At 57.8% G+C, this 12,687-nt stretch carries 10 protein-coding genes; 1 reads left to right on the top strand and 9 read right to left on the bottom strand.

The window, feature by feature from the left end; translation table 11 throughout:
* The first annotated feature begins 238 nt into the window (after nucleotides 1-238).
* Complete coding sequence (locus HUW35_RS02495; RefSeq protein ID WP_181254128.1) at nucleotides 239-892, top strand: TetR/AcrR family transcriptional regulator; 654 nt, start codon at nucleotides 239-241, stop codon at nucleotides 890-892.
* Nucleotides 893-1,007: 115 nt separating this feature from the next.
* Here the strand turns inward: HUW35_RS02495 and HUW35_RS02490 are convergent, their stop codons facing one another.
* From HUW35_RS02490 to nirB, 9 genes are all read right to left on the bottom strand, one after another.
* The gene (locus HUW35_RS02490; RefSeq protein WP_181254127.1) at nucleotides 1,008-1,769 is read right to left on the bottom strand and encodes an ABC transporter permease; all 762 of its coding nucleotides are present in this window, start codon (nucleotides 1,767-1,769) and stop codon (nucleotides 1,008-1,010) included.
* Between the two features lie 13 nt (nucleotides 1,770-1,782).
* Nucleotides 1,783-2,727 (bottom strand): ABC transporter ATP-binding protein, encoded by a 945-nt coding sequence (locus tag HUW35_RS02485; protein ID WP_181254126.1) that lies wholly within the window; start codon nucleotides 2,725-2,727, stop codon nucleotides 1,783-1,785.
* A gap of 97 nt (nucleotides 2,728-2,824) precedes the next feature.
* Nucleotides 2,825-3,553 (bottom strand): dienelactone hydrolase family protein, encoded by a 729-nt coding sequence (locus HUW35_RS02480; RefSeq protein ID WP_181254125.1) that lies wholly within the window; start codon nucleotides 3,551-3,553, stop codon nucleotides 2,825-2,827.
* Nucleotides 3,554-3,698: 145 nt separating this feature from the next.
* Complete coding sequence (gene trmH, locus HUW35_RS02475) at nucleotides 3,699-4,385, bottom strand: tRNA (guanosine(18)-2'-O)-methyltransferase TrmH (protein WP_181254124.1); 687 nt, start codon at nucleotides 4,383-4,385, stop codon at nucleotides 3,699-3,701.
* Between the two features lie 213 nt (nucleotides 4,386-4,598).
* Nucleotides 4,599-4,892: an antibiotic biosynthesis monooxygenase gene (locus HUW35_RS02470; protein WP_181254123.1), complete on the bottom strand. Its 294-nt coding sequence runs from the start codon at nucleotides 4,890-4,892 to the stop codon at nucleotides 4,599-4,601.
* A gap of 199 nt (nucleotides 4,893-5,091) precedes the next feature.
* Nucleotides 5,092-6,345, bottom strand: a complete 1,254-nt coding sequence (glp, locus tag HUW35_RS02465) for a gephyrin-like molybdotransferase Glp (protein ID WP_181254122.1) — start codon at nucleotides 6,343-6,345, stop codon at nucleotides 5,092-5,094.
* Between the two features lie 269 nt (nucleotides 6,346-6,614).
* Nucleotides 6,615-9,326, bottom strand: a complete 2,712-nt coding sequence (locus tag HUW35_RS02460) for a nitrate reductase (protein ID WP_181254121.1) — start codon at nucleotides 9,324-9,326, stop codon at nucleotides 6,615-6,617.
* A gap of 34 nt (nucleotides 9,327-9,360) precedes the next feature.
* Complete coding sequence (nirD, locus tag HUW35_RS02455) at nucleotides 9,361-9,717, bottom strand: nitrite reductase small subunit NirD (protein ID WP_181254120.1); 357 nt, start codon at nucleotides 9,715-9,717, stop codon at nucleotides 9,361-9,363.
* A 261-nt stretch (nucleotides 9,718-9,978) separates the two neighbouring features.
* Nucleotides 9,979-12,507 carry a nitrite reductase large subunit NirB gene (nirB, locus tag HUW35_RS02450; RefSeq protein WP_181254119.1) on the bottom strand — a complete coding sequence of 843 codons (2,529 nt, stop codon included), beginning with the start codon at nucleotides 12,505-12,507 and terminating at the stop codon, nucleotides 9,979-9,981.
* Between the last annotated feature and the right edge of the window lie 180 nt (nucleotides 12,508-12,687).

Here is a 12,687-nt window from a genome sequence, read left to right as displayed (position 1 = left end):
GGTTCAGGGGCCCCGGTGTCGCGAAACTGACAGCTTGTCGCGTCGAAGCCGGGGTAAACTGGTACAGTTGTCTCTGCGCCGGCGATCGAACCGGGTGCAGCTGAATTGCTATACTAGTGAGTATAGTAAGTATATTAAACTGGCGAGTCCACTAAATCGGTGGCCGCGTGCGCGTGTTTCCACGCAAACTGTGTATGCGCCCTTCCAGGGCGGCACGGGCGACCCGACGACAAAAGCAATGAGCGAACAGACTATCCCTACACCCGCGACATCCTCGGCAAGCCGTGGACGCCCCAAAGACCCGGCCAAACGCCGCGCGATTCTCGACGCGGCCAAATCCCTGTTTCTGACCCACGGCTTCGCGGGTACCAGTATGGATGCGGTTGCCGGTGAGGCCGGCGTCTCCAAGCTGACGGTATACAGCCACTTCTCCGACAAGGAGACGCTGTATATCGCGGCGATCGAAGCCAAGTGCGAAAACCTGATGCCGCTGCCAATGTTCACCCTGGAAGCGGATGGCTCCGCGGCGGAAATGCTGCAGAAGATCGGTGAAGCCTTCCTGGAAATGATCTACAGCGAAGACTCGCTGCGCCTGATGCGCCTGATCAATGCGATGGGGGCCGACGATCCCGATATGGCGAAGCTGTTCTACGATGCGGGGCCACAGCGTACGCAGAATGCGATGGCCAGCTTTTTCCAGCGCGCCAACGAACTGAAGCAGCTCAATGTGCCGGACCCGGATCATGCGGCGGAGCTGTTTTTTGGCATGCTGCAGGGCGGCTGCCGGCATATTCAGATTATGCTCGGGTGCTGTGCGCCCCCGGGAAAAGAAGAAAACCGCAAACATGTGGCGGAGGCGGTACAGGTATTTTTCAGCGCCTATGGTGTATGACGCACAGAAGATGAATTACGGCGAAGTGTGATGGCTTCGTTGCCAATAAAAAGGCCCGTATGGCGTAACCATACGGGCCTTTTTTTACCGTGTTATTACCCTGCCGATTACCTGCTCAGGTGCGGATTTTGTAACCGGTGCGGAAAATCCACCAGATACTCGCCATGCAGATCAACAGAAACAGAATTGTCATGCCGAGGCTGATACCCACATTCACATCGGCCACCCCGTAGAAGGCCCAGCGGAAACCGCTGATCAGATACACCACCGGGTTGAACAGGGTCACCTTCTGCCAGAATTCCGGCAGCATGTTGATGGAATAGAAGGCGCCGCCGAGAAAGGTCAGCGGTGTGATGACCATCAGCGGAATGATCTGCAGCTTCTGGAAGTCATCTGCCCACACGCCAATGATAAAACCGAACATGCTGAAGGTGATGGCCGTCAGCACCAGAAAGCCGAACATCCAGAACGGATGCGCAATTTCATAATCCACAAAAAAACGCGCGGTGATCAGGATCAGCAGGCCGATGATGACTGACTTGGTGGCCGCGGCGCCCACGTAGCCCGCGACAATCTCAAACGCCGACACCGGTGCCGACAGCACCTCGTAAATTGTGCCGCTGAACTTGGGGAAGAAAATGCCGAACGATGCGTTGGAAATACTCTCCGAAAGCAGAGACAGCATGATCAGCCCGGGAATGATAAAGGCTCCGTAACTGACCCCCTCGATATCTCCCAGGCGGCTGCCAATGGCGGTGCCGAACACAATAAAGTAAAGGCAGGTGGAAATTACCGGCCAGGCGATACTCTGCATCAGGGTGCGAGCCGTGCGGGCCATTTCGAACTTGTAGATGGCGCGGATACCATAAATATTCATACTCTGTTCCCTCTTATCCGGCCTGATGTTCGGTCTGGTTCTGGTGCACCAGGTTGACGAAAATTTCTTCCAGCGAACTCTCACTGGAGTGCAGGTCCTTGAATTCGATACCCTGCTGGTCGAGATGGCGCAGCAGTTCAGCGATACCGGTGTGTTCGCGCTGGGTGTCGAAGGTATAAATCAGCTGGTTACCTTCGTCCGCAATTTCCAGGTCAAACTCGTTCAGTGCCGCGGGCAGTGTCTGCAGCGGGTTCTGTAACTGGACCGCCAGCTGCTTTTTACCCAGCTTGTGCATCAGGGTGTCTTTCTCTTCCACCAGCACCAGCTGGCCGTGATTGATCACGCCGATCCGGTCCGCCATTTCCTCGGCTTCCTCGATGTAGTGGGTGGTGAGGATGATGGTCACCCCGGATTCCCGCAGCCCGCGCACCATTTCCCACATGTCCCGGCGCAGCTCCACATCCACCCCGGCTGTAGGTTCGTCGAGGAATAGGATGGTGGGTTCGTGAGACAGGGCCTTGGCGATCATCACGCGGCGTTTCATACCGCCGGAGAGCGCCATGATGCGGCTGTCTTTTTTATCCCACAGGGAGAGCTGACGCAGGATCTTCTCGATGTATTCCGGGTTAGGCGCCTTGCCAAACAGGCCGCGGCTGAAGTTGACCGTGGCCCACACGCTTTCGAAGGAATCCGTGGAAAGTTCCTGGGGCACCAGGCCAATCTTGCTGCGCGCTGCGCGAAACTCCCGCTGGATATTGTGGCCGTCGGCCAGCACAGTGCCACTGGTCGGGTTGACGATGCCGCAGATGATACTGATCAGGGTGGTTTTACCGGCACCATTGGGACCGAGCAGGGCGAAAATTTCGCCAGGATTAATTTCGAGATCGACGGATTTGAGTGCGGTAAAACCGCCGGCATAAGTCTTGCCGACGTTCTGTACGGAAATGATTGGTTGCACGCTTCCCCCTTATGGAATTCGCTGGCGCCGGCTATTTTGCCCCGAAGGCGGTGGCCGGCGCCACCGGATACCGTGAGAAGCGGCTAGCCTGAAAGGTTTAGAAGTCGAAAATCTTGTTGTAGAAGGCGACAGCGCCCTCATAGGCGTCGTTGGCAGCGTCTTCGTTGTAGGCGAGGGGGATGCCAAATTTTTCACCGCGAGCGGTTGCCGCGGGATTGGTGAAGCCGTGCTTGGCACCCGGGTAGCTGATCACATCGAAGCGTACGCCGGCGCTCTGCATTTCCTGAACGAAGTTGGCGACCTGCTCTGCGGGGATCATATCGTCGTCACCGCCGGTGTAGACCTGTATCTGTGCCTTGACGTCACCGGGTTTGATTTTCACCTCGGTTTCCAGTGCACCGTGGAAGCTGACGACGCCTTTGAGCGGCAGCCCGAGGCGCGCCATGGTGAGGGCCACGGCGCCGCCGAAGCAGTAGCCCTGGGCGGCAACTTCACCGGCTTCTACGGTTTCGTGATTGTTGATCAGGTCGAGGGCAGCCTGGAAGCGCTTGAGGGGCGCGCCTTCGGTTTCGAGGGTTTTGTTCATGAGGTCGGCGGCATCGCCGGGATTGTCGGCGCCGACACCGGTGCCGTACATGTCCAGGGCAAAGGCGGTAAAGCCTTCCGCGGCGAGGCGCTCGGCTTCCTCGCGGGTAAAGTCGTTGAGTCCCCACCATTCATGAACCAGGAGGATGGCGGGACGTTTGCCTTCGATGGTTTCGTCGTAGGCCAGGTAGCCGGTGAAAGATTCGCCGTCGACGGTGTATTGGATTTCTTCGGTATGCACTGAGTCCTCCTTGGAGAAAGGGCGTTCGAATTTGGTGTGCACAGATTAGTGCGGGGGGAGTGGCAAAGCAACGGCGCTGGTAGTCGCGCTACCCGGGGCTTTGCCTCCGCAACAGAGTTATTACCGGTTGAAGAGTAAGTGAGCCTTACGTATTTGGCTGGCGGTACTTGGGGTCTTTCGGTGGGATGATATCCCCATCCTCATCCAGCTCTGGAAATGGCAACCCGTGCTGTTCGCAGTACCGCACCATTTTCGGGTGCATCCAGCGGAACAGGATTTCTTTGATTGCCGGATCCTCTTCATCGAGTAACTTGTCGTCATACATCCCGGCTTTCTGTCGCTGATACATGGCCTCCTGCAGAATGATCGCGGCGGCGACGCTGACGTTGTAGCTTTCGACCATGCCGATAATCGGGATGGTAACGTGATCGTCGGCATGCTCTGCGGCGTAGTCGCTCAGGCCGTGTTTTTCGGCTCCCATGATGAGCGCGAAGGGTTTGGTGTAGTCGGCCTGGCGGAAGTCGATGGCGCGGTCGGACCAGTGGGCGGCGTACAGGTGCATGCCGCGGCTTTTGAGTTCGGCCATGCCGGATTCGATATCCGGGTAAACGGAGTTGCCGGTAAAGCGGCCGCTGCCACCGGCGGTGTTGTGGTAAATCCGGTGGCCGTAGCTGGGTTGTACCATGTGGATTTCGGGGATGCCGACGGCATCGGCCGTGCGCAGCATGGCGGAGATGTTCTGGCCTTTGTGCACCTGGTCGGTAAGCAGGGTCATGTCGTGCTGGCGCTGACGGAGCACCTGTTTGAATTTCTCGTAGCGGCTGCGGCTCATGGTACTTCTATCTTAGGGCTTCTGATCTGACCGCGGATTATAGCACTGAGGTATTGTGGCCCCTACCTGACTAGTTTGGTGGCGGCGCCGCTACCGGGTAGACCTTTGCGGGACACGCCGTATACCCATCCGTGGGGGCTCGGCTGCGGCCGTCCTGGCCGCAGACGGTCCCGCAAAGGTCTACCCGGTATCGGCGCCTTCGCGTCGAAGTTCTTACAGTTCGACAAGTGAGTAATGTTCTACTTCGGGGAATGGATCGTAGAAGTGATGGAGCAGGGCTTTCCAGTCTTGGTATTCGGGAGACTTTCGGAATCCTTCGGTGTGATCCTCCAGTTTTTGCCAGTTCACCAAAAGGATGTAGCGGTCTTCTTTTTCAAGGCACTTTTGCAGTTGGTGGTTGATATAACCCGGCACTGAAGAAATGATGCATTGAGCCTTTTTAAATGCACGTTCAAACTCCCCATTCTGGCCGGATTTAACGTCCAGTATTGCAACCTCAAGTATCACATTATTTCCTTATTAAAGTATGAGCGTAAACGCGAAGGCAAAGCGCCGGGTACAGGTATTCAGGAGCGTCGGCGACAGGGACGTCGCCGACGCAGCGTACATGGATGTACTTGCAGCGGTCCTGAATACCTGTACCCGGTGATTTGCCGCCACCAAACCCGCTTACATGGGACCCCGTAACCCAAATTACCTACCAGAACTACTTAAGAGGAGCAGAAAAGGGCTCCACAGTCACCCAGTCCCCGGTCTCACAGTCGCTACCCTCCCGAGGCAGTACGACAAAACAGTTCGCTTCAGCAAAGCCAGAAAGGATATGGCTTCCCTGAATACCACGAGTGCCTACAACCTGTAGGCCATCTTCATCGCGATAGGTGAAACCCCGCTGAAAATCTGTGCGTCCGGGCTTCTTGCGGATATTGTTCAGCAAGCGCGCGCGGATCTGCAGTGGTGGCTGGCGGAATTGGTCTGAGGTGCCGCGCAGTTTTTCCAGTGCGGGAACAACCAATTGATCAAGCGTAACGATGGCGGAAACCGGATTGCCGGGCAGTCCGAAGAACAGGGTTTCGCCGTCGGCCTTCGGCAGGCGGCCAAAGGCGAAGGGTTTGCCCGGCTTGATGGCGAGTTTCCAGAAACCGATTTCACCCAGTTCCTGCAAAACAGTTTTGGTAAAGTCCGCCTCGCCCACGGAGACACCACCGCTGGTAATCACAAAGTCGGCATTGTCCCGCGCCTGAATAAACGCCTCGCGAATTTTATCTGGCTGATCTGGCCAGCAGCCCAGATCGAGGATCTCCACATCCAGCTGCTCCAGTGCAGCCTGCAACGCAATGCGATTGCTATCGTAAATATCCCCATCACCCAATTCCGAGGCCGGTGTGCCAATGGGTTTCAGCTCATCCCCGATGGACAGCAGAGCCGCCGTGAGTTTGCGCAGCACCGTAACTTCCGCCACACCCGCACCGGCGAGCAGGGCGATATGGGGGACTTTGATTCTGGAACCTACCGGAACAAGACTCTGCCCGGTATGAACATCCTCACCCCGACGGCGAATATTCTCGCCGGGCCTGGCGGGGCGATTCATGCTGAGCTGGTCGCCATCCAGTGTGCAGTTTTCCTGCATCTGGACCCTGTCCGCGCCTTCCGGTACCGCGGCGCCGGTGGTGATGCGGGTGGCCTGGCCTGATGACAGGGCGCCAGCAAAAGGGTGGCCGGCGAGGCTCTTGCCGATGACGGTGTAGCTATCGTGCTCACCGCAGAGGGCGTAACCATCCATGGCGGAATTATCGCAGGGGGGAAGGTCGAGTGCCGCCAGCACCGGTTCGGCGAGAACACGGCCGGTGGCCTGGCCCAGAGGAATGGTTTCGGTCGCTGTAATTGGGTTGATGCTGTCGACCAGTATCTGCTTGGCAGCTTCTACGGATCGCAGGCCATTTTCTGCACAGGTGTCCGACATGTTTATTCCCTTGTTTCGCCATTTCTTGTTCGGGAAGATAGCTGTGAAGAGAAGCATTTGCCAAGTCCTGATGGTGGCATAACTCTTTGGGGTAAGGTGGCGATACCGGGTAGCCCCTTTCGAGACCTTCTAAAACAGGGATGTTTTAGAAGAGCCCCCAGGGATGGGTTTACGGCGTGTCTCGGAAGGGGCTACCCGGTAGCGGTACCGCCACAAGGCCAGGTTGAGGCTAAGCAGGCAGTGCAGCGGCGGAAACATTGTCTGCAGTGTTAACCAACAGCCACCGCAAGATTTGTATTCAGCAACGCAGAGATCTCTGGTTTGCAGGAACCACAGTTGGTACCGCAACCCAGTAGTTCTCCCAATTCATCCACACTGGCCGCGCCGTCTGCAATGGCTGCCTCGATTTCCTTGCGCGAAACCTGCAGGCAAGTACATACCATCTGCGCGCCGGCGGGAACGTTCTGCAAGAGTTGCGCGGGCATTTCCGGCAGGGGGTTTTGCAGGGCGTCTTCCAGGATTTTGCGGTCGGGCAATGTCTGCCAGTCGGAGGTGGTGAATACCAGCAGCTCCATCTGCTCGCTGTACAGCAACCAGCGTTCGCCACTGGGAAGCTGCAGCCGCTGGCGATTCACCTGTTTACCGTGCAGGGCAAACAGGTGGTCGGCAATCGCCTGCCAGTCCGGCTGCCGGCTGAGTGCCAGCTCGAACCGGTAACCGCCTTCCACCGGTACCCGGTACCAGTGCAGGATGGTTTCCCGCAGCAGCCTGTCGCCGGCCTGCAGACGGCCGTGGAATTCATCCGCGGTCTGCGTGCGCAGTAGCAGGCAGGCGTAGCTGTGGGCATCGAGCGGAGCGATATTCACCGCGAACTGCTTCAGCTCCGGCTGGCCGGAAACGGGGTCGGTAAACGGAAGCGCCAGGGCGCTGACGGTGGCGTTATGGGCGAGGCTGTCGCTCCAGTGGATCGGGGCAAACAGCTGCCCGGGTTTCTGGCTGGCGGTAACGCGGGCGCGACCGAAAAACTGGCCTTTTTCACTTTCCACACGCACCAGCTGTGCGTCCTCTATACCAAATTTCTGCGCTTCGTCCGGGTGCACGTGTACCTCAGGCGCCTCGCTGTGGTCGAGCAGTTTGCGCGCGCGTCCGGTGCGGGTCATGGTGTGCCACTGGTCGCGCAGACGGCCACTGTTCAATACCAGCGGGTATTCGTCGCGGGTTTCCTGTTTCGGGCACTGCGGGCTCACGGCCACGAAGCGCGCGCGGCCGCTGGGGGTATAGAAATCGCCATCGGCAAACAGGCGTACCGTGCCATCGGGGTTGGCAGCGTTGACCGGCCACTGTACCGGAGTGAAAAAGTCGTATTCCTGATCGCTGATATTCGCCAGTGCGGAAATATCAAAGGCGCGCCGCGCCTGCTCGCGATTGTTCTCGAAACCGGAGAGGGCGGCGTGCTCGCGGAAAATATCTGCCGGGCCACGATAGTCGAAAGCCTCGCCGTAGCCGAGGCGCTTTGCCACATCGCACACAATCTCCCAGTCGTGTCGCGCTTCACCCGGTTTCGGCAGGAAACCTTTCTGACGGGAAATTCGGCGCTCGGAATTGGTGACGGTGCCGGTTTTCTCGGCCCATGTGGTTGCCGGCAATAACAGGTCGGCACAGCGCGCGGTATCGGTATCCGCCACACAGTCGGACACAATCACCGTAGGGCATTTTTTCAGTGCCGCGGCCACCTTGCGCGCATCCGGCATACTCACCGCCGGATTGGTGGCCATGATCCACACCGCTTTGACCTGGCCGCTGTCCACCGCATCGAACAGCTCTACCGCCTTGAGCCCGGGACCCTGGGCCATGTTGCTGGCGTTCCAGAAACGGCCCACACGGTCGATGTTTTCCTCGGTAAAATCCATATGCGCGGCGAGCATATTTGCCAGGCCGCCTACCTCGCGCCCGCCCATGGCATTGGGCTGGCCGGTGATAGAGAAGGGGCCACAGCCCGGCTTGCCGATACGTCCGGTGGCCAGGTGACAGTTGATAATGGAATTGTTCTTGTCGGTGCCGGTACTGGACTGGTTGACGCCCTGTGAATAAAAGCTCACGGTTTTTTCCGTGCCGCGGAACAGCTCATAGAATGCCAGTAGCTGATCCAGCTCCACGCTGCAGTATTCTGCCACCTTTTCCGGCGTCCACTCCGCCGCTGCATACAGAGTGTCGGTAAAGTTTTCCGTATGGTTGTCGATAAACGCCTGATCCAGCGCACCGAATTCGGTCAGGTAATGTAGCAGCCCGTTAAACAGCGCAGCATCACTCCCGGGTGTAATCGCCAGGTGCATATCCGCCATTTCACTGGTAGCACTGCCGCGGGGGTCCACCACTACCAGCTTGGCTTCTGCGGCCTGCATACGCTGAAACAGAATCGGATGGGTCCAGGCGGCGTTGGAACCGATCAACACCACCAGCTCCGCCTCGTCCAGGTCCTCGTAATTACACGGCACCGCATCTGCACCCAACGCGCGCTTGTAGGCAGCCACTGCAGAGGACATGCACAGGCGGGAATTGGTATCCACATTGCCGGAGCCGATAAAACCCTTCATCAGCTTGTTGGCAACGTAATAGTCCTCCGTCAGCAACTGCCCGGAAAGATAAAACGCCACCGAATCCGGCCCGTGCTCCTCGATCGTTTCCCGAAAACGCGACGCCGCATAATCCAGCGCCGTGTCCCAGTCACAGTCCTCACCGTGCAGGCGCGGCTTTAACAGACGTCCGTGGTTACCCAGGGTATCGGCCAGGGAGGACCCTTTGACACACAGCTTGCCCTTGTTCGCGGGATGCTGTTCATCTCCCTGAATACGAATCACCGCCTCGCCACTCTCGCCACCAGCGGGCTGCGACTCCAGCGTCGCAGCAACCCCGCAGCCCACACCACAGTAAGGGCAGGTAGTGCAGGACTTACGCGCCGAGAACAGTTCTGTTAAAGCCATCTTTCACTGCTTACTTTTGTAAATTCAATCGGGCTTACTGATCGACCTGGATCAGCACATCGTCGCCTTCAAACGCGACCGGGAAGGAATCCAGCTTGATGTCCTCCTCCTCCAGACACTGACCATCGGTGAGGCGGTAATGCTGCTTGTACAGCGGCGAAGCCACGGTCAGCTCACCGTCAATTTCCGCCACAATGCCGCGACCGATCACACCGGCGTTGGCAATAGGATCCCAGTTATCGATGGCGTACAGCTGGGGTTCCTGGTCGGGTAAAAAAAACAGGGCAATCTGACGATCGCCCACAAGAGCGCACACTCCGGAATTTGCTACAAGATCTGATCGCTTGCAGACTTGCAGCCATTCGGCGCGGGTTATGGCAACTTCGCTCATTCTGGTTCTCCACATGGTTATGGAAAGAATATGGTGGTGAAATTCTTAAATCTTTCTTTTCCAGTTCCGGGGAGCTGGGTTTCTGCTCTGACCGAACTGATGTTGTAAAAGCATATAGTTCGTTATGAAGGTGGAGCGCCGTGCGGGAGGTTTCAGGAGCGTCGCAAACAGGATGTTTGCGCCGCAGCGCCCAGGGATGGGTTCACAGCGGTCCTGAAACCTCCCGCCCGGTGCTCTACCGCCACCGGGCTTAAAAAGTACTTAAGCCGGCTCTGCAATCCTGACGATTTCGTCCTGGGTGGCCGGGCGGCGCTGCTTGCGCTCTTCCACGAACACGATCTTCTCGTCTTTTTCGTCGGTGTTTACAAACTGGCGGAAGCGCTTCAGCATCTCCGGATCGTTGATCGCGGTTTTCCATTCACATTGGTAAGTGCCAACCACATTGCCCATCTGGCGCTCAAGCTCCTCACAGATACCCAGCTTGTCCTCGATCACCACCTCACGCAGATAATCCAGGCCGCCTTCCAGGTTCTCCAGCCACACCGAAGTACGCTGTAACTTGTCCGCCGTGCGCACATAGAACATCAACACCCGGTCGATATATTTAATCAGCGTCACATCATTCAGATCCGTCGCAAACAGATCCGCATGACGCGGACGCATACCGCCGTTACCGCATACATACAGGTTCCAGCCGTTCTCCGTGGCAATCACCCCGATATCTTTACTCTGGGCCTCCGCACACTCCCGCGTACAACCGGAAACCGCCATCTTGATCTTGTGCGGCGAACGCAAACCCTTGTAGCGGTTCTCCACCGTCAGGGCCATGCCCACACTGTCCTGCACCCCGAAGCGACACCAGGTACTGCCCACACAGGACTTAACGGTACGCAGGGACTTGCCGTAAGCGTGGCCTGTCTCGAAGCCCGCATCGGTTAGCTCGCGCCAGATCTCCGGCAGCTCCTCCAGGCGCGCCCCGAACAGATCGATACGCTGGCCGCCGGTGATCTTGGTATACAGGTCGTATTTCTTCGCCACCTCACCGAGCACAATCAGTTTTTCAGGCGTGATCTCACCGCCGGCAATACGCGGCACCACAGAGTAGGTACCGTTTTTCTGCATATTTGCCATAAAGGTATCGTTGGTATCCTGCAGGCCAACGTGCGGCTTCTCGTGGATATGTTCATTCCACAGGGAAGCAAAAATGGATGCCGCGGTGGGTTTACAGATCTCGCAGCCCTTGCCGGAACCGTGTTTGTGCAGCAGCTCATCGAAGGTTTTGATCTCCTCCACCTGCACCATGTGGAAAATTTCCTGGCGGGTGTAAGGGAAGTGCGGGCACAGGTCGTTGTTGACCTCTACGCCCAGCGCCGCCAGCTCCGTATCCACCACATTTTTCAGCAGTGCCGCACAGCCGCCACAACCGGTAGATGCCTTGGTCGCATCTTTTACATCGCCCAGTGAACAGCAGCCGCCCTGCACCGCACCGACAATGTCGCCCTTGCTCACGTTGTGGCAGGAACAGATGGTGGCAGTAGCCGGCAGTGCATCTGCGCCGAGTGCCGGCGCCGCGCCGTCCAGGGAAGGCAGGATCAATTGTTCCGGGTGCTCCGGCAGATCCATATCGTTCAGGTGGTATTGCAGCAGGGTGTCGTAATCTTCGGTATCACCCACCAGCACCGCACCGCGCAGTTTCTTGCCTTCGCTGTCGGTGATCATGCGCTTGTAGACGCCGGTTTGCTCATCCACAAAAGTGATTGCCGCAGAACCTTCCGCGCGGCCGTGGGCATCGCCGATGGAACCGACATCCACACCCAGCAGCTTCAACTTGGTGCTCATGTCGGCGCCGTTGAACTCCGCGGCTTCACCGCATAGCAGGGATACCGCGGTACGCGCCATGGTGTAACCCGGGGCAACCAGACCGAAAATACGGTTGTCGAACAGGGCGCACTCGCCGATGGCGAAGATATTCTTGTCGGAAGTACGGCAGTGGTTGTCGATCACGATGCCGCCGCGCTCGCCCAGCTCGATGCCGGCGGAGTTGGCCAGCTTGTCTTCCGGGCGGATACCGGCGGAGAACACGATCAGGTCGGTGTCCAGGGATTTGTCGCCTTTGAAGTTCATCCGGAGACGACCACCGTCCACTTCTTCGATCAGTTCGGTGGCGGTGCTGGTGTGCACAGTCACGCCCAGCTCTTCAATTTTTTCGCGCAACAGTTTTGAACCGCCTTCGTCCAGCTGTACCGACATAAGGCCCGGCGCAAACTCGATCACGTGGGCTTCCAGACCCAGCTGCTTCAGAGCGTTGGCTGCTTCCAGACCCAGCAGGCCACCGCCGACCACAACACCCACCTTGCCGTTTTTGGCTGCGGCCTGGATTTTGTCCAGATCTTCCAGGGTGCGGTAAACAAAGCACTTGTCGTGTTCGTGGCCGGGGATCGGCGGAACAAACGGATAGGAACCAGTGGCGAGAACCAATTGATCGTAAGATTCGGAGGCACCGCTCGCAGAAGTGATTACCTTGGCCTCGCGGTCGATGCTGACGGCGGCATCGTTCAGGCGCAGGTCGTAGCCCCACTCGCGGTACTGCTCAACCTTGCCCATGGCCAGGTCGTCTGCGGTGCGGCCGCCGAAGTATTCAGAGAGGTGAACCCGGTCGTAAGCGGGGCGGGGTTCGGCACAGAATACCAGCACGTCGAACATTTCCCGTTCGGGACGGTTTGCCAGTTGCTCGAGGAAGTGGTGACCCACCATGCCGTTGCCGATGACGACGATTTTTTGCTTAACCATGATCTCTGCCGTATTTAACTAAGTCTGGTACCAGGTACTGGTTCCTGACAATCGCGACAGAAGGAAAGCGGGGTGGGCCGGGATAGCGGAAGGCTGCACGGGCGTCCCCTCTTCTGTCGAAGAGTGTCAGGCGCCGTTGCCTTGCTAAAAGAATTTCGGATTGTGCCAAATAACATTCAA

The sequence above is a fragment of the Microbulbifer sp. YPW1 genome (genome assembly GCF_013367775.1).
Classification (GTDB): domain Bacteria; phylum Pseudomonadota; class Gammaproteobacteria; order Pseudomonadales; family Cellvibrionaceae; genus Microbulbifer.
Note: the sequence above shows the minus strand (reverse complement) of the source record. Positions and strands in the feature narration are given on the sequence as shown.

Coding starts and splice junctions, on each gene's coding strand:
- HUW35_RS02495 (WP_181254128.1), top strand. CDS start 239: ATGAGCGAACAGACTATCCCTACACCCGCGACATCCTCGGCAAGCCGT.
- HUW35_RS02490 (WP_181254127.1), bottom strand. CDS start 1,769: ATGAATATTTATGGTATCCGCGCCATCTACAAGTTCGAAATGGCCCGC.
- trmH (WP_181254124.1), bottom strand. CDS start 4,385: ATGAGCCGCAGCCGCTACGAGAAATTCAAACAGGTGCTCCGTCAGCGC.
- glp (WP_181254122.1), bottom strand. CDS start 6,345: ATGTCGGACACCTGTGCAGAAAATGGCCTGCGATCCGTAGAAGCTGCC.
- HUW35_RS02460 (WP_181254121.1), bottom strand. CDS start 9,326: ATGGCTTTAACAGAACTGTTCTCGGCGCGTAAGTCCTGCACTACCTGC.
- nirD (WP_181254120.1), bottom strand. CDS start 9,717: ATGAGCGAAGTTGCCATAACCCGCGCCGAATGGCTGCAAGTCTGCAAG.
- nirB (WP_181254119.1), bottom strand. CDS start 12,507: ATGGTTAAGCAAAAAATCGTCGTCATCGGCAACGGCATGGTGGGTCAC.